The following is a 16,977-nucleotide window of genomic DNA, read 5'->3' as shown; positions in this document are numbered from 1 at the left end:
CAAGGCCCCGGAGGCCAAAGGCAAGCCGGTTGACACCGGCGCCGGCACCCTATAACCTGTGGCCATCATTGCCAACCGAAGGCAAAAGGAGATAAAGCCTAATGGATCGTCTGCAACGCTCTCTGGCCCGTTGCCGGGATCGCCGCCTGGCGGCAATTCTCGACGCGGCGGGCCGGGCCGCCTTAGCGGCCGGGGAAATCCTGCGCCGGCTTTACGATACCCCGGTTAAGATCAGCAACAAGGGCCGGATCGATCTGGTCACCGAAGCCGATGTCGCCGCTGAAAAGGCCATCCTAAAAATTCTCAGCCGCACTCACCCCGAAATCGCGGTGCTGGCCGAAGAGTCGGCCTCCGCCTACCAGCCGACTCCCGCCGGCAACCCGGGACCGGCAACTCCCCTGCCCGGCCCGACGAGTTCTCCCTCGGCTCCGCCCGATCCAGCTCCACCGCCGGGGCCGGATTTGCAGGGTCCCCTCTGGGTCATCGATCCCTTGGACGGCACCACCAATTTCGCCCATGCCTATCCCTGGTTCGCCGTGGCCATCGGTTACATGGAAGCGGGCCAATGCCGGGCGGGGGTGATCTACAATCCGATCAGCGAGGAATTTTTCTGCGCCGTCGCCGGGGGCGGGGCCTGGCTCAATGGCTCGCCGATCCGGGTTTCCCGGATCAACGTGCTCGAAAAGGCGCTCCTGGCCACCGGTTTTCCTTACAGCATCGCGGAAAAGGCCGATGAAGTGGTGGATGTGCTGAAGGCGATGCTACCCCGGGTGCAGGGCGTAAGACGGGCGGGGGCGGCGGCCCTGGATCTGGCCTACGTGGCCTGCGGCCGGCTGGACGGCTTCTGGGAAATCAATCTCAAGCCCTGGGACACGGCGGCGGGGATTATTCTGCTCCACGAGGCCGGCGGCCGGTCCGGCGACTTCAGCGGGGCGGATTTTTCCCCTTTCAAGCCAGAACTGCTGGCCTCCAACGGCCTCATTCACCGGGACATGCAGGCGATCATCGCCAAGGGCTGAATTCCGAGGGATCCCATGGGCTCATAGGTCTTCGACCGGCGGTCCCCCTCTTTGTGGGCCGAAATCCCGCCCTGGCCCCCCGGCAATACCGAGCGCCGCCGGCGGAATCTCCCTGCCGGGCCATGCCGATGTTGCGGACCCAAAATTTTATCCCGCCGCCTGTCAGAGCGATGCTATAATAAGGGTCAACAATTCTTGCCCTTTTAAACTGCGGAGGTTAGCCATGAATATGTTGACACCTGCCACGTCCGTCCTTTCGCTGCTGCTCAGCCTGACCCTGATCTCCTGCACCCCCGGGCTGCGCCTGGATACGACCCGGGCGGAGGAAAGCGCCCTCAGCGGCACCTACACCCTCATTCTGCATGGCTGCAGCTACGGCAACGACACCTCGACCATCGCCTTTCTCCAGCAGGAGAATCAGCCTTATACCTTTGCCCCGGCCTCGCCGGCCTTCCAGTTCCGGGTCGAAGAGGGGGTGCCGGCAGCGGCCGCCCTGGCCAAAGCCCAGGAGTTCATCAACTGCAGCGCCCATTACCAGCGCCCGCAACTGCGGGCGATCCTGGGTCCCCAGAGTGAGGTGATCGGTTACGAACTGCGTCCCATTTATCGGCTGTCGGGTTTCGGCATGCCCGATGTCCTCAATGTTGCATACTATGTGGACGGCCAGCAGGTAAGGATTTACGTAACCCCCATGAACCGGGAAAATGACGGGGAGGACCGCGACGACGGCCGGGGTCTCTGAAGAGCATTCCCCCTGCTGTTGCGACGCTGATCAGCAGATCCGGGGCAGCAGTTCGCCGGCGGGCAAGTCGATGATCCGGTGGGGCCCCAGGAGAGTGCGCAGGGCCACCAGGCCGGGATTGGCGGCCCGCACCTCGCCGATGATCGCCGCCTGCCGACCCAAAGGGTGGGCCCGCATGGCATTCAGCACCGGAGCGGCTGCTTCGGGGGCTACCACCGCCAGCAGTTTGCCTTCATTGGCGACAAAGAGCGGGTCGATGCCGAGAATTTCACAGGCCCCCCGAACCGGGTCGGCCACCGGCAGGCTTTCTTCCGCGATGACCACCCCAACACCCGACGCCCGGGCCATTTCACTCAAGACCGCCGCAACCCCGCCCCGGGTGGGATCCCGCATCGCCCGCAGGGCCCCCGAGGGTCCGCCGCTCTCCCTTCCCCCCATCCCGGCCGCCGCCAGGATGACGGCCACCAGGCCATCCAGGGCGGCAGTATCACTCCGCAGGGCTTCGACAAAACTCAAACCCTGGCGGCAGCTCATGATCGCCATCCCGTGATCGGCCATGGTGCCGGAAATGATGATCTGATCACCGGGCCTGAGGTTGGCGGCGGATAACTCGATTCCCGCCGGTACCGCCCCAATACCGCTGGTGTTGATAAAAAGCTTGTCGCAGGCGCCCCGGCCCACCACCTTGGTATCCCCGGTCACCACCCGCACCCCGGCCGCGGAAGCGGCGGCGCTCATGGCGGCAACCACCCGCCGCAACCACTCCAGGGGCAGACCCTCCTCGATGATCAGGGCCGCGGAAAGATAAAGGGGCCGGGCTCCGCCCATGGCCAGATCGTTGACCGTACCGTTGATCGCCAGTTCCCCGATGCTGCCGCCGGGGAAAAAAAGCGGATCCACCACGAAGGAATCGGTGGTGAAGGCCAGCCGTTCCCCGGCGGCCAGTTCCGGGTTCAGCACCGCCTGGTCTTCCAGGCGGGCCAGAACCGGGTCGGCAAAGGCGGGCACCAGCATTTTTTCGATCAGCTCGGCGGCCAGGCGGCTGCCGCCGCCGTGGGCCAACTGGACGGTCTCGCTGTTATCCTGCGGCAAGGGACAAGTGAAATCTTCCGGCTTGATGGATAAAGACATCGACAACCTCTAAGGGGTTAGCTGTTGAGTGCCCGGCTTTGCCGCCGGGCTTGGGCCAAGCGGGCCGGGCCTCAGAACCGGTGGCGCTGGGCGCTGAAGTAGGCGGAACAGGCCCCTTCGTTGGAAACCATGGTCGCGCCCAAGGGATGGGCGGGGGTGCATTGGCGGCCGAAGGCGGGGCACTGGGGCGGTTTTTTTTCGCCGCGGAGGATCGCTCCGCTGATACACAGGGGCGATTCCTCGGCCTGAATCGGGGAGAGGTCAAATTTCTGCTCGGCGTCGAAGGCGGCGAATTCCGGCCTAAGGGTCAAGCCGCTGGCGGGAATTTGCCCCAGGCCGCGCCAGGTCCGGTCGCTGACCTGGAAAACCTCCGCCACCGTCCGGCGGGCGGCGGGATTGCCCTCGCGGCGCACCGAGCGGCTGTATTCATTTTCCACCTCGGCCCGGCCGGCCTCGGCTTGCCGGACCAGCAGCAGAATGGCGGCCAGGATATCCACCGGCTCGAAGCCGGCCGGGACAATGGGCACCCGGTAATCGGCGGCGATCGCTTCATATTCCTCCAGGCCGGTCACGGTGCAGACATGGCCGGGGGCGATAAAGGCCTGGACCCGGTTTGCCGGGCTGGCCAGCAAAGCGGTGATCGCCGGCGGCACCAGGACATGACTGACCAGCAGGCTGAAATTCCCCAGCCCGAGGCGGGCGGCCTGCCGCACCGCCAGAGCATTGCCGGGGGCGGTGGTTTCAAAACCCACCGCGAAAAAAACCACCTGCCGGTCGGGGTGGCGCACGGCCAGCTCGACCGCCCCCAAGGGAGAGTAAAGCGGACGGACATCACCGCCCCGGGAGCGGACCATAGCCAGGCTTTCCCGGCTTCCCGGCACCCGCAGCATGTCACCGAAGCTGGTGAAGATCACTTCGGGCCGGCCGGCCAGGGCGACGGCCTTGTCCACCAGTTCAACGGGAGTGACGCAAACCGGGCAGCCCGGCCCGTGCACCAGCTCGATCTGCTCCGGCAACAGGCGGTCGATGCCGGAGCGGATGATGGCATGGGTATGGCCGCCGCAGATCTCCATGATCACCAGGGGGCGACGCGCCACGGCGGCAATTTCCCCCAGCAGGCGCCGGGCCAGGTCAGGATCCCGGTATTCATCCAGGTATTTCAGCATCAGACCTGGCCCCGCTTTGGCTTGGCCGCATCCGGATCCAGGGGCCGGCCGAAGAGATCAACCCCCTGCCGATCCGCCTCGGCCTGAAGTTCCCGCCAGGCATCGAAGCTTTTGGCCGCCTCTTCCTCATCGAGGATGGAAAGAGCGAAACCGGCGTGCACCACGGTATAATCGCCCAGCTTGATTTCCGGCACATATTCGAGACAGGCCCGGCTCACGGCCCCGGCATAGTCGACATGGCCCATCTTCAAGCCGTTTTCCTCAAAAATTTCCACCACTTTTCCCGGTACCGCCAGACACATTGAGAACCTCTTCAGGGCTGAACTTGTTTGCCGTGCTGGGCAAAGTTAAGGGCGATTACCGCCTGGCCGAAGGAAATGCAACCGTCGTTGGGCGGTAGACGCCGGGGCAGCAGAACTTCGAAACCGGCCGCAGTCAGGGCTTGCCCCAGCCCGGCCAGCAGGATTTCATTTTGCATCACTCCCCCGGAAAGTACCACTGTTTTGATCCCGCTGGCCGTGGCGGCCCGTTGCACCGCGGCGGTAAACATTTTTACCAGAGTATAATGAAAACGTCGACTGATCATGGCCAGGTCGGCCCCGGCGGCAACCGCGGCGGCGACATCCCGCACCAGGGGCCGGATGCCGAGTACAATCCCTTCCCCCTGTTCTTCTATCCCGTAGGCAAAAGCGGGGGCCGCCATCCCGCCGCCCGCCTGCATCAATTCAATGGCGGCCTGGGCCTCATAGCTGATAATTCCCGGGCCGCCGCTGATGGCGGCCACGGCATCAAACAAGCGACCGCAGCTGCTGGTAAGGGGGCAGTTGAGCCGGCGCTCCAGCATGGCCACCACCGCTGCCCGTCCCCCTCCGCCGCCCCCGGTCAAGGCGGGATCGCCAAGCCCGGCCAGAAAGGGCAAGTCGGGCAGCTCGCCGCCAAAGGCCTGATGGAGATAGGCCAGTCCGGCCCGCCAGGGCTGGGCGACTGCGGCATCGCCCCCGGGCAACGGCATGGTTTCAAGATGGCCGTAACGCCGGTAGCCGGCGCCATCGCCGATGAGAATCTCGCCGCCCCAGATGGTGTGGTCCGGGCCGTAACCGGTGCCGTCCAGAATCACACCGATGGCCGGACCGGGATGCCGATTTTCCGCCAGGCAGGAGGCCAGGTGGGCATGGTGGTGCTGAACCGCCAGGCGGGGCAACCCCTCGGCCTGGGCCCACTCGCGGGCCCAGCGGCTGGAAAGATAATCGGGATGAAGATCATGCGCCACCACTTGCGGACGGATGGCAAAAAGGGCGGCGAGATCGCGGATGGTCCGGTCAAAGACCCGGTAACTTTCCAGGTTTTGCAAGTCTCCGATATGCTGGCTTAAAACCGCCCGGCCCGCCGCGGCCAGGCAGACGGTGTTCTTCAGTTCCGCCCCCACGGCCAGCACCGCCGCCCCGCCGGTGGCCACCGGCAGCAGCCCGGGAGCGTAGCCCCGACCCCGGCGGATCATCAAATGGCCGGTTGAACCGGGGATCCCGGCCGGAGCAGGCAAACCGACCAGACCCATGACCACCGAATCGTCGTTGCCCCGGCTGATTTGCCGATCGTGGAGCAGGGTGGCATCGGCAATCCCCGCCAGCCGCCGGCGGGCCTCGTCGTCGGCGATGCAGATCGGTTCGGCGCTGCGATTGGCGCTGGTCATCACCAGCACCGGCAGATCATCGGTCAGCAGCAGATAATGGAGCGGGGCGTAGGCCAGCATCAGGCCCAGGCGCTGGTGGCCCGGGGCCACCGCCGGGGCCGCCAGGGGCGGTGCCGTTCCGGCTGGTCCTGGCTCGACCGTGATTTTGGGGGCCAGCACAATGGGGCGGGCCGGGGAGGTCAAAAGCCGTTCATCATCCGGGCTTAACCGCACCAGGCCCCGGGCCGTGGCCAGATCCCGGACCATGAGGGCCAGCGGCTTGGCCGCCCGGCCCTTGCGGCGCCTCAGGCGGCGCACTGCCGCATCATCGGCCGCGTTGACCGCCAGATGAAAGCCGCCGATTCCCTTGATCGCCAGGATCCCACCGGATCGCAACAGGCCCCGGGCGGCAGCAACCGCTGCCCGCTGGTCTGGCCGCCCGTCGGCCTCCAGCGCCTCTGCCCCCGCCGCCCAAATCGATCGGGGCAAAGCGGCGTCGGCCGGATTGCCGGCATCCGGCCCCGGCTCCTGGAGCGGAGCCAGCCGCAACCGGGGGCCGCAGGCCGGGCAGGCATTGGGCTGGGCGTGGAACCGGCGACTGGCCGGATCGTCGTATTCCGCCTGGCAGGACGGGCACATGGTAAAGGCCCGCATGGTGGTGTGGGGACGATCATAGGGAATCGCTTCGATGATCGTGTAACGGGGGCCGCAGTTGGTGCAATTGATAAAAGGATATAGGTAACGGCGGTCGGCCGGATCCAGCATCTCCCGCAAGCAATCCGGGCAGACCGCCAAATCCGGGCTCACCCCGGCCAGGGGGGGGCCGCCGGCGCCGGAGGCTTCAATGATGAAAGCAGCACTTTGCTGGGGAGGGATTGCGGTTTGCTCCACCTCTTCGATCACGGCGGCGGGGGGGCATTCACCCGCCAGGGCGGCGGCAAAAGCCTCCAGGGCCGGCGCCGGACCCTCGATTTCCATTTCCACCCCGGCGGGGCTGTTGCGAACCAGTCCGGCCAGGCCATGGCGGCGCGCCAGGCGATAGACAAAGGGCCTGAACCCCACCCCCTGGACAATGCCGCTCACCAGCAGGCGCCAACGGGTCATCGGGCGGCGGGCATCAAGCTGCGAATCGCCGCCAGCCAGGCATCCATGCCCTCGCCGCTGCGGGCGGAAAGGGCGCAAAACTGCAGGTCCGGGTTGGCCCGGCGCGCGTACTGGCGGCATTTTTCCAGATCGAAATCGACGTAGGGCAGCAGGTCGATCTTGTTGATCAGGCAGAGCTTGGCGGCGGCGAACATGGCGGGGTACTTCAAGGGCTTGTCTTCCCCCTCTGTAACGCTGATGATCACCACCTTGGCCTCCTCACCCAGATCAAAAACCGCCGGACAGACCAGGTTGCCGACGTTTTCGATGAAAAGGAGCGAGTTGGGCGGGGGCTCAAGCCGATGCAGGGCCCGATGGATCATGGAAGCGTCGAGATGGCAGCCGGCCCCGGTATTGACCTGGGCCACCGGCACCCCGGTTTTTTCAATGCGCTGGGCATCCAGCACGGTTTGCTGATCGCCTTCGATGACCGCCAACGGCAGCGAGCCGGCCAGGCGCAGAATGGTTTGTTCGAGGATGGTGGTCTTGCCGGAGCCCGGCGAGCTCACCAAATTGAGGGCCAGGATGTTATGGCGGCGGAAATGCTCCCGGTTATGGGCGGCCTGGGCGTTGTTCTGTCCCAGAACCTCTTTTTCCACCAGCAGCCGGCGGCCGGGATCGCCATGCCCCTCAGCCTCGGCTCCACCGCCCTCCCACCGGGGGCCGGTGCCCTGGCCGTCTTTCCCCGCCCGGCGGGTCACTCCCGCCACGGTAATCGTCACGCCATCGGGCCCGTGATCACAGCCGCAATTGTCGCACATGATTTTCCAGCCTCTCGGAATGGATTTTAACCAGGCGATCCTGAGCCTGGCCTGTTACCTTACGGGCAAGCCCCGGGGCCGATCTGCCGCCGGGCAAAATCTTTTTATGTAACCAAGTTTCAATCAACCACAATGGCGATCAAGCGCAGTTCCGCTCCCTGCCTCATCCGCAATAGACCGCCGCAGGCGGGGCAAAGTTCCAGGTTGGTGGTCATCGGCATGACCTGGCGGCAACCGACGCATTCGCCCTCCCCCGGCGTGGTCCGAATCAGCAACTCCGCTCCCTCGGCCAGGGTGTCGCGACAGGCGGCGGCAAAACAGAAATGCAGGGCGTCCTCCATCACCCCGGCCAGGGCGCCCACCTCCACTTCGATCCGCCGGATCTTGGCCCCGCCGGCCGCCCGGCTTTCCTTTTCGGCCAACTCCACGATATTCAAGGCTATCGACATTTCATGCATGGTGCCGTTCCCGCCAGTACCGGTCAATTTTCTGCCGCGCTTTTGCCATTGGGCCAGAATAGCCGAAAATTAATGGCGGCACAAATCTATTGCCGCCTCATTGCTGCCGCCGGCGCGAAAATCTTTATTTAATAACTCCCGGACCACTGCCGGCGCCATGATGAACTGCCGCAGCACCAGGCGGCGGGGCCACCAGCGGGGCGGCAATCCCGGCTGGCCGACCTCCGGCCTTGACATCGGAGGAGCGAATAGTTAAGCAGTGAAAAGGGCCGACGTCGCTAAAAAACAGGCCCCCGGCTGGTCTCCCGCGGGATCTGGCCGGCGGCTCCTTACCCTGGCCAGAAGGCCCGCGCTTTCGAGAATGTCCAATGCCGGGCCGCCGGGCCGATCGCCCTTGGGCAATTTATGCCGGCGTTGCCGCGGGGCCGGAATGCCGAAGGGTTCGAGGTTGTCAAACTTGTGAACAGCGATCAGGAATCCCGCCCCGCCACTTTGCCCCTCTCACCCCGTTCGGTGGCGGCTTTTTTCGCCCCGCCCGGCGATATTATATCCATCACTCCCCATGGCCGAGGCCTGATCAACGACAGTTACCTGGTCCGGCGCCGCAGAGGGGAAGATTTTTTATTGCAGCGGCTCAACCCCGCCATATTTCCCCAGCCGGAAATGCTGCTCGGTAATCTCCGCCTGGTCAGCCAGCATCTGGGCGGCAAAATCGCCGGCGCCGGAGCCGGCAAGCGCCACCAGGCCGTCCGTCTCCTGCCGGCCCGGCAGGGCCGGGATTTTCACTACGACCAGGAGGGGAACTGCTGGCGGGCCCTTAATTTCATCGGCCCCAGCAGGGTTCTGTCCCGAATCGCCACCGAGGAACAGGCCGGAGCCGCCGGTTCGGCCCTGGGGCTTTTTCATGCCTGGCTGGCGGATCTGCCAGTAAACCGGCTGGCCGATCCCCTGCCCGCCTTTCATGTGACTCCCTGGGTGCTGGCGACTTACGAGCAGATCGCCGCCGCTCGGCCGGAACCCGCCGGAGCCGCCGGCGACCAGCGCTTTTGCCGGGATTTTATCAGCCGCCGCCGCAGCAGCGTAGCCGGCCTGGAGCAGGCCCGGGCCCGGGGTATCTTGCGGGAGCAGGTGATCCACGGTGATCCCAAGCTCACCAATATTCTCTTTGACCGCACCGAGGACCGGGCTCTGGCGCTGATCGACCTGGACACGATCAAGCCGGGCCTGCTCCAGTACGATATCGGGGACTGCCTGCGCTCCTGCTGCAATCGAGCCGGCGAAGACCCCGGCGATCCGGCCGCCGTGGAGTTCGACCTCGACCTGGCCCGGGCCCTGCTGGCCGGTTATTGCCAGCCCATGCGGCCCTTGCTGACCCGCGGCGATCTGGCCTGTTTTTACGATGCCGCCCGCCTGATCACCTTCGAGCTGGGCCTGCGTTTTTTCAGCGACTATCTGGCCGGCAACTGTTATTTTAAGGCTGACGATCCCGAGCATAACCTGCGCCGGGCCCTGACCCAGTTCCGGCTCACCGCCTCCATCGAAAGCCGGGAGCGGCCATTTCGCCTGCTCATGGCCGAACTGACCTGAAATCGACATTTATTGAGCCTTAAACGGGACAAACGCCCCAGGCACCAGCCATGACCAATCACCCCAAGTTCAGAAAAATTCTGCTGGTTCTGGCCCTGCCGATTTGCAGCGCCCTGCTGCTGTTGGCGGCGGCCTCCTCCTGGTTGGGGATCAAGGGCGAGGAACATATGGCCCGCACGGTGGCCGAACTCAACGGCCAGGCGGGAATCGAGCTCAGCCTGCTGGAATACCGGCGGGGGTGGTTTTCCTCGCGGGCCCTCACCGAACTGCGCCTTGCGCTGCCGGCCGCTGGGCCTTTGATTATCAGCCATCGCATCTGGCACGGTCCCCTGCCGCTGGCCGGCCGCCCCCACGGATCCGGAGATCGGTTCAAACCGCTGCTGGCCGCCATCGACTCCCGGCTGGTTGCCCCTTCTTCCCTGCCCAATCCCGGCCAGCTGGCGGCCGCCCCGGCCCCGGTCAATGTATTCCATGCCAACACGACCATAACTCTGGGCGGCCGGGCCGAAACTTTTTTCCGCCTTGCACCAGGATACCAGGACTGGCAAGCGGGAGCCCGGCAACTCTCCGTGAGCTGGCGGCAGTTGGAGGGCCACCTGCTCTTCCCCGCCAATCTGCACAGCATGCGGGGCGAGCTGCGGTCCCCCGGTCTGGCCCTGCGGTCAGCCGACCAGGGACCTGAGCCGCCCAGCTTACTGGAAATCAAGGGAATCAGCCTGCTTTTCAACTATCGGCGGGAGGATGACGGGGCGGGAGGCGGGACCCTGGCAGGCAGCCAGCAAATGGTGCTGAGCCGGATCCATACCGGCGGCAGCGAACATGGGCCCTTGAAGCTGGAAATTGCCTGGCGCAATCTTGATCAGCGGGCGGGCGGGGAACTGCTGGGGGTGGCCCCCTGGTGGCCGCAATTGCTGGGGGGCGGAGGGGGCCGGGAAATCCCGCCTGCCGTCGCCCAAACCCTGGTGGAAGCCCTGCCCCGGCTGCTGGGCAAGTCCCCGGTCCTGGAAATCGCCGAGCTCCGGCTCGATACTTCCCACGGGACCGCTGAGGGCCGCCTGCGTCTGGCCTATCAGGGCAGGGATGAGGCCCGGCTTTTTCATCCGATCATGTTGATTTCCGGCCTGCGCCTGGAAGCGGAAGCTAAGGCCCCGGAAACCCTGCCGGAAAACATGTTCGCGGACTACCAGCAGTGGCCGCAGCCCGAGCCCGGAGCCAATCCCGGCCCTGACTTAACGGACCGGGGAAGGGATCCGCTGGCGGCCCTGCGGCGCCGGGGCTATCTGCCGCCCCCGGACGGCAGCGACCTGGTCAGCTTCAGCCTTCGTTACCAGGAGGGCGAGTTGGAAATCAACGACCGGCCCGCCCCCATTCAGGCCCTGTTTTATCTGTTGCGCCGGTCATAGCGGCCCATCAGTTCGGCCTGGGCCATAATATGACCGGCCATGGCTTCTTCCACTTGGGCCTTGCTCGCTCCTGCCGCCAACTCAAGTTCACAGTCCAGGGCAAAAAGCTTGAAAAAATAACGGTGTTCGCGATCCGGCGGGCAGGGGCCGTAATATTTCCGATTGCCGGCGGTTCCCTGCCCCGGCACGCCGGGCGGCTCCGAATTTTCGGCGACGGTCCGGACCCCGGGCGGGATATTATAGACCACCCAGTGATCCCACATCCCGTCAGCCCGCAAATGGCTGGGCACGTCGGGATCATCCATGATCAACACCAGGCTCACGGCCTGCTCCGGCACCCCGGCGATCACCAGGGGCGGGTTGATGTTGTCGCCGTCGCAGGTATAACGGGCCGGAATCGAGGAGTCGTGGGCAAAAGCGGGACTGGTCAGTTGCATGGCACACCTCCGGTTTAAATCACCGTTCAGCCGCAAGGGCCGGCAAGCCTTTGGCCGATCAGGCTACAGAACCACGGTACGCTTGATATAGCGGACCACTTCGTCGGGATCGTCCATCACCTGGAAATAGAGCATGTCGTCGGCATCGATATTGCCGACGGCCAGCATTTTTTCCTTAATCCAGTCCACCAGGCCGCCCCAGAAATCGGAGCCGACCAGAATGACCGGGAAGGCCTTGATCCGGCGCGTCTGCATCAGGGTCAGGGACTCGAAAAGCTCGTCCAGGGTGCCGAAACCGCCGGGCATCCCGATGAAGGCCATGGAGTACTTGATGAACATGACCTTGCGGACGAAAAAGTATTTGAAATGGAGCGGGACATTGGTGAAGGGATTGGGATCCTGCTCGAAGGGCAGATTGATGTTGAGCCCGATGGACATGCCCTCCGCCACCGCCGCCCCCTTGTTGGCGGCGGCCATGATCCCCGGCCCGCCCCCGGTGATGATGGCGTAGCCGGCCCGGGCCAGATCCTGGGCGATCTTATCGGTCAAGGCAAAATACTTGTCTTCCATGGGGGTTCGGGCCGAACCGAAGATCGATACCGCCGGCCGGCCGATGCTGGCCAGGGTGTCGAAACCGTCAACAAACTCCCCCATGATCCGGAACAAGCGCCAGGAGTCGCCCACCTTGAAATTGTCCAGGGAGTATTGCTGCCGCTCATCGACCATCCCGGCCTTGGTAATTTTCATCATAATTCCCCTCAAAAACTGATTATTTGAATTAAAGAAAGCTTCTCTCTATCCGCTTAACGGCTTGCCGGCCAAGCTGAAAGTCCGCCGGGGCCGCAGCTTGAGGCAAGCAGGTCCGGCCGGCCATACCCCGGTATACCGCCGGACCTGATCGTGCCAAAATACGGTCCCGGCGGACTTTCAGCCCTGCCAACGCTGGGCTCGGGCGTACATCTGGCGAGCCTGGCGATGGCGGCCCTGTTCTTCGTAGATCCGCCCCAGCCAGGAGGCGGCCAGAGGATCGCGCCGACTGAGCCGCAAGCCCTGGCGCAGGGAGGCCTCCGCCTCAACAGCCTTGCCCTGGCGCCATTGGACCCAGCCCAGGCGCCGCCAGCTCTCGCCCCGCTTGCCATCCATTTCCACCGCCTGATGGCAAAGCGACAGGGCAATGTCATCCCCCTCGCCGTTGATGAGATAGAGTTCGCCCAGCAGGCTCAGGGCCTCGGTATCCCTGGGATTGAGGCTCAAGGCCTTCTGCACCGCCTCCATGGCCGGGCGAGGCTGCTCCAGGCCCAGCAGGGCCCGGCCCAGCAGACGATGAGCGGCGGCCAGGTCGGCGTTGCGGCGCTCCTCGACCCCATGGTCATCCACGCAGCGCCGCAGCAGGGCTACCGCTTCGGGATAACGCCGCCGCCGACAATAGAGCTTACCCAGCTGGAGGAGCAGATCAAAGGAGCAGCCGTTGACGGTCAGGGCCTGCTCAAAACAGGCAATGGCCCGGTCATCCCGAGCGGAGGAAAGATGGGCGAAACCCAGGTTGCAGAGAGCCATGAAGCTGGCTGGGTCTATTTGCAGCGCCTTTTCGAAGGCGGCCAGGGCCGGTTTGGTCTGGTTGAGCTGGACCAGGGCCACTCCCAGGCTGTTGAGCAGGTTGACATTAGCCGGATCCAGAGCCAGGCCCTGCCGATACTCGGCCACTGCCCGGCGGATATCACCCTCGTTGTAGTAGGCATCGCCGCTGATATTGAGGCTGATGCCGTTAAAAACCGCCAGAGAGTCAGGCCCCAGCAGTTCGGCATGCCGCAAGGCCTTGCGGCAATTGAGGGGAATTTGCGACTTGCGGTAGCTCAAACAGGGGTAAAGGGCGATGCCGGTGGAGAAAGTGCTGCCGCTGGATTGCTCCATCCGGTGGCGGAATTCCTCCAGCCAGCGGCGGGCTGCCGCTTCATCGGCTCCGTCAAGATAAACCATGCTTTCCCGCTGGCTGAGAAAAAGAACCTCGCTATCCGGGATCAGGGCCGCACGCACCCGCTTGCTGAAATGATTGCTCAAGGCCACCTGGTCCTGGCGAATCAGCAGCAGGGCAAAGCGTTCCCGGCCCCTCCAGAGCCGGCCGAGCCGAGCCCGATCGCCGGGGGCCAGGGGGGGGAAAATTCTTTCGGCGCCGGCGACGCAAAGACCAAAGGGCCCGCGCCGACGGGCCACCGCCAGCGCCTGCCAGGCTTCCGTGACCAAGCGGGCGGCGGTCAGTTTGGCCCCGCCGCGCAATGAGGTCAAGCCGGCATGGGCCCGGCCGAATTCCTCCCGCCGCAGCCGACGCAGCAGCATGTCCGCCATATGGCGTGATTCTTCCGGCGAAACCCGGGACCAGAGGAGGGCGAAAACCCCCAGCCCCAAGGAATAGAGCGGGGTGGAGCTCCCGAACAGCGACTGCAGGTAAGCGCCGGCCCGCTGAATGGCGGTCAACCCCCGCTCGGCATCCCGAGCCTGGGGATAGATCTCCAGCAGCAGCAGGAAGTCCTCGCCCTGCCGACGCCCATTGCTCTCCTGCCGGTCTGCCGGCATGCGGGCCGCCAGATCCGCCGCCAGCCGCGCCGCCCCGGGCAGACCGGTAACGGGATCGGTCCCCCCGTCCTGGTCCGCCCCATAAAGCGGGAAGCTCATGCCAGTACCTCCCGCAGAATGGCAGCCAACTCGGCCACCTCCCGGTCGGCCACGGTGCGCAGATCGAGCAGCAGGCGGTCGTTCTCAATGCGCCCGATTACCGGAATCGCCGCTCTCCGCAGGGACTTTTCCAACTGGTTGAGACTGAGCTTGCGGGGATTGAGGGCCAAGGCGCAGCTGGGCAGGGGCATTTCCGGCAAGGAGCCGCCGCCGACCCGGGAATTGACCCGGACCAGCTCCAGGCCGCAACTCTCGGGCGGCAGATCCTTAAGGCGCCGGCGCAGCCGGTTGGCCCGGCGCCGCACCTCGGCATAGGGGGTGGTCAGCATCCGCAGGGTGGGGATCTCCGCCCGGGCCTGCTCTTCGTCGAAATAGAGGCGCAAAACCGATTCCAGGGCGGCCAGGGTGAATTTGTCGATCCGCAGGGCCCGGTTGAGGGGGTTTTTCTTGACCTGCTCGATGATGGCCCGCCGGCCCAGGATCAAACCGGCCTGGGGGCCGCCCAGGAGCTTGTCGCCGCTGAAGGTGACCACATCCACCCCGGCTTTCAACACTTCCTGGACGGTGGGCTCCTTCTCGAGGCCGTAACGGGAAAAATCCAGCAGGGAACCGCTGCCCAGGTCTTCCATGACCGGCAGGTCATAACGGGCGGCCAGCTCCACCAGTTCGCCGGCGGCGACTTCGGCAGTGAAGCCGCTGATCCGGTAGTTGCTGGTATGGACCTTGAGCAGCAGGGCGGTATCCGCCCCAATGGCTCGTTCATAATCGCGCAGATGGGTGCGATTGGTGGCGCCGACCTCGACCAGCCTCGCTCCGCTGCGGGCCATGACCTCGGGGATCCGGAAGGAGCCGCCGATTTCCACCAGCTGCCCCCGGGAAACCACGACCTCGCGGCCGGCGGCCAGGGTTTGCAGGACCAGCAGAACGGCGGCGGCATTGTTGTTGACCACCAGGCCGGCTTCGGCCCCGGTCAGCTCGCAGAGCAGATTTTCCACCAGGGAGTAGCGACTGCCCCGCTTGCCGGTCTCGAGATCTAATTCCAGGTTGGAATAACGGAAGGCCACCGCCGCCAGGTTGGCCGCGGCCGTCTCCGGCAGCAGGGAGCGGCCCAGGTTGGTATGCACCACCACCCCGGTGGCATTGATCACCGGCCGGAAATTGGGACGCAAGCGGGCAGCCAGACGCCCGGCCAGCCGGGGCAGCAGCCGCTCCCGGCTCAACTCCTCGGGCCGCCGCAACCGGCCGGCCAGAATATCCCGGCGGCACTCCGCCAGGATTTGGCGGACCACGATTTTGGTCAGCCGGGCCGGAGCGGCGGCCGAGGAACCGGCAGGGCTCAGCCAGGCCAGGGCTTCATCAACCTTGGGAATGGCCCGCAACAGAGCCTGGGCTTCCACCGCCGCCGAAGCGGCGGATACAGGGATGGTCATAGCTGCTCCCAGTCAATTTTTTCCGAATCGGCTCCCGGGCTGCCAGCGGTTGCCGCTGGACCGTCAGCGACCATAACCTCCACCCGGCGCGGGGGGCAAGCCATAACCGCCGGTAGCCGGGGCGGGAGGCGCCGGCGGGACCCCATAGCCGGGAGCCGCCGGCGGGGCAGGTTCTTCAATGATCTCCTCAGCCGGGGGTTGCTCAACCTCCGGGGCGGGGGGAGCTTCCGGGGCCGGGGGAACGCCGTAAGCCGGGGCGGGTGGAGCCGGGGCCTCTTCAATTACCGGTTCCTCGACCACCGGCGGGGCCGGAGCCGGGGCCGGAGCCTCTTCTTGCGGGGCCCGCTTACAACCGGTCATTACCGGCAACAGTAAACCCGCCACCACCGACATCAGCAGCACTTTTCTTAAAAGATCGAATCCACTCATAACAAACCTCCCCTCCTGCTTGTGGTTATCGGCTTCCTCGAGCAAAGTAGCCGTGCTGGAATTTTCGTAATATAACAGAGAAGGACGCGGCGAACAAAGTGTTTCCGGGCTTTTTGCCGGTTATCCGGCAGGCAAACTCAGAACTCCAACTGATTCTCCCGCTCCTGGCAGGGGGTGCTGTTGAAGGCGAACATCGCCAGGGTTTCCGGGGTCTGTTGCCGGTAAGCCTCCTTGACCAGCCGTTTCAGCGGGCCCTTGACCTCCTTCAACGGCGGCAACGGTTTGATCAGCGGCAAAAGCTTTTCAATCGGCGCCGGAGGTTTGATCAGCAGCTTGCTGTCCAGTTCCTCGGCCAGCCCCACTTCCATGCCGCCCTGCATGGCTCCGGTGGCCTGCTTGTCCCCCAGTGAACGGAGAAAAGAGAGAATGGCGCTGATATTGTTCTGTTTATAGAAAACCTCGATCTCGGCGGCAATATCGCCCTGAAACTTGGCCAGCTCTTTTAATTTGCCGTTATACACCTTGACGTGAAAAGTCAGATTTTCGTAGCAGGAGAAGAAATAACGGCTGAAGCGCCTCTTCCTGGTCCAGCCCTTGAAGCGCTGGCATTCGAGCACCCGTTGCCGGATGGTGGGCGACTCCAGCAGATAGGGATCATAGAACAGTCGCTCGTTGAGCCCGACCAGGTCAAGGAATTGCTGGATCAATTCTTCCTGGCGCAAAAGCAGATAGATTCGAATCAGATCGAAACTGATCCGTTTTTCGAGAATAAAGGAGTGCTGCCGGGCCAACTGGGCATAATCCCGGCTGTCTTCCTCGATCAGCTTGCGGAAACCGAAATAACGGCCGGCGATTTCCTGCTTGAGTTCGGCGGCCATAATATCTTCCAGGCCGGGCTGCTGTGTACTCATAAACCTTTTCCTTGTTGCGCC

Annotated in this window: 16 protein-coding genes; 4 read left to right on the top strand and 12 right to left on the bottom strand. The window is 64.6% G+C overall.

What is annotated here, in order from left to right:
- Positions 1 to 101 precede the first annotated feature (101 nt).
- Complete coding sequence (locus ACHHTY_RS03670) at positions 102 to 1,019, top strand: inositol monophosphatase family protein (protein WP_395492710.1); 918 nt, start codon at positions 102 to 104, stop codon at positions 1,017 to 1,019.
- A 223-nt stretch (positions 1,020 to 1,242) separates the two neighbouring features.
- Positions 1,243 to 1,761: a hypothetical protein gene (locus ACHHTY_RS03665; protein ID WP_395492709.1), complete on the top strand. Its 519-nt coding sequence runs from the start codon at positions 1,243 to 1,245 to the stop codon at positions 1,759 to 1,761.
- A 30-nt stretch (positions 1,762 to 1,791) separates the two neighbouring features.
- Here ACHHTY_RS03665 and hypE read toward each other — a convergent pair whose 3' ends face one another.
- From hypE to ACHHTY_RS03635, 6 genes are all read right to left on the bottom strand, one after another.
- Complete coding sequence (gene hypE / locus ACHHTY_RS03660) at positions 1,792 to 2,892, bottom strand: hydrogenase expression/formation protein HypE (protein ID WP_395492708.1); 1,101 nt, start codon at positions 2,890 to 2,892, stop codon at positions 1,792 to 1,794.
- Between the two features lie 71 nt (positions 2,893 to 2,963).
- Positions 2,964 to 4,055: a hydrogenase formation protein HypD gene (gene hypD / locus ACHHTY_RS03655; RefSeq protein WP_395492736.1), complete on the bottom strand. Its 1,092-nt coding sequence runs from the start codon at positions 4,053 to 4,055 to the stop codon at positions 2,964 to 2,966.
- Positions 4,056 to 4,057: 2 nt separating this feature from the next.
- The gene (locus tag ACHHTY_RS03650) at positions 4,058 to 4,360 is read right to left on the bottom strand and encodes a HypC/HybG/HupF family hydrogenase formation chaperone (RefSeq protein WP_395492707.1); all 303 of its coding nucleotides are present in this window, start codon (positions 4,358 to 4,360) and stop codon (positions 4,058 to 4,060) included.
- A gap of 11 nt (positions 4,361 to 4,371) precedes the next feature.
- Complete coding sequence (locus tag ACHHTY_RS03645) at positions 4,372 to 6,831, bottom strand: carbamoyltransferase HypF (protein WP_395492706.1); 2,460 nt, start codon at positions 6,829 to 6,831, stop codon at positions 4,372 to 4,374.
- Positions 6,828 to 7,631 (bottom strand): hydrogenase nickel incorporation protein HypB, encoded by an 804-nt coding sequence (gene hypB / locus ACHHTY_RS03640; RefSeq protein ID WP_395492705.1) that lies wholly within the window; start codon positions 7,629 to 7,631, stop codon positions 6,828 to 6,830. The genes ACHHTY_RS03645 and hypB overlap by 4 nt, the downstream gene beginning before the upstream one ends.
- A gap of 119 nt (positions 7,632 to 7,750) precedes the next feature.
- Positions 7,751 to 8,089, bottom strand: coding sequence for a hydrogenase maturation nickel metallochaperone HypA/HybF (locus ACHHTY_RS03635; RefSeq protein WP_395492704.1), 339 nt, complete (start codon positions 8,087 to 8,089; stop codon positions 7,751 to 7,753).
- A 459-nt stretch (positions 8,090 to 8,548) separates the two neighbouring features.
- Here ACHHTY_RS03635 and ACHHTY_RS03630 point away from each other — a divergent pair, with 459 nt between their 5' ends.
- Positions 8,549 to 9,676 (top strand): phosphotransferase enzyme family protein, encoded by a 1,128-nt coding sequence (locus ACHHTY_RS03630; protein WP_395492703.1) that lies wholly within the window; start codon positions 8,549 to 8,551, stop codon positions 9,674 to 9,676.
- A 50-nt stretch (positions 9,677 to 9,726) separates the two neighbouring features.
- On the top strand, positions 9,727 to 11,079 hold the full coding sequence (locus ACHHTY_RS03625) for a DUF945 family protein (RefSeq protein ID WP_395492702.1): 1,353 nt from the start codon (positions 9,727 to 9,729) through the stop codon (positions 11,077 to 11,079).
- Here the strand turns inward: ACHHTY_RS03625 and ACHHTY_RS03620 are convergent.
- The 6 genes from ACHHTY_RS03620 to ACHHTY_RS03595 all read right to left on the bottom strand — a co-directional run bounded on the left by ACHHTY_RS03620 (position 11,058) and on the right by ACHHTY_RS03595 (position 16,956).
- Positions 11,058 to 11,516 carry a YbhB/YbcL family Raf kinase inhibitor-like protein gene (locus ACHHTY_RS03620; RefSeq protein WP_395492701.1) on the bottom strand — a complete coding sequence of 153 codons (459 nt, stop codon included), beginning with the start codon at positions 11,514 to 11,516 and terminating at the stop codon, positions 11,058 to 11,060. The two genes, ACHHTY_RS03625 and ACHHTY_RS03620, sit on opposite strands and share 22 nt — an antisense overlap.
- Before the next feature lie 63 nt (positions 11,517 to 11,579).
- Positions 11,580 to 12,266: an LOG family protein gene (locus ACHHTY_RS03615; protein ID WP_395492700.1), complete on the bottom strand. Its 687-nt coding sequence runs from the start codon at positions 12,264 to 12,266 to the stop codon at positions 11,580 to 11,582.
- 177 nt (positions 12,267 to 12,443) lie between these two features.
- Positions 12,444 to 14,186: a tetratricopeptide repeat protein gene (locus tag ACHHTY_RS03610; RefSeq protein ID WP_395492699.1), complete on the bottom strand. Its 1,743-nt coding sequence runs from the start codon at positions 14,184 to 14,186 to the stop codon at positions 12,444 to 12,446.
- Positions 14,183 to 15,616 carry an L-seryl-tRNA(Sec) selenium transferase gene (gene selA / locus ACHHTY_RS03605; protein WP_395492698.1) on the bottom strand — a complete coding sequence of 478 codons (1,434 nt, stop codon included), beginning with the start codon at positions 15,614 to 15,616 and terminating at the stop codon, positions 14,183 to 14,185. Before selA ends, ACHHTY_RS03610 begins: the two co-directional genes overlap by 4 nt.
- Positions 15,617 to 15,679: 63 nt before the next feature.
- Complete coding sequence (locus ACHHTY_RS03600; protein WP_395492697.1) at positions 15,680 to 16,045, bottom strand: hypothetical protein; 366 nt, start codon at positions 16,043 to 16,045, stop codon at positions 15,680 to 15,682.
- Positions 16,046 to 16,182: 137 nt separating this feature from the next.
- Complete coding sequence (locus ACHHTY_RS03595) at positions 16,183 to 16,956, bottom strand: hypothetical protein (RefSeq protein WP_395492696.1); 774 nt, start codon at positions 16,954 to 16,956, stop codon at positions 16,183 to 16,185.
- Between the last annotated feature and the right edge of the window lie 21 nt (positions 16,957 to 16,977).

It is taken from the genome of Desulfurivibrio nitratireducens (genome assembly GCF_044068515.1).
In the GTDB taxonomy this organism is placed as follows: domain Bacteria; phylum Desulfobacterota; class Desulfobulbia; order Desulfobulbales; family Desulfurivibrionaceae; genus Desulfurivibrio.
The sequence above is the reverse complement of the archived record's forward strand: the minus strand, read 5'-3'. Positions and strand labels throughout refer to the sequence as shown.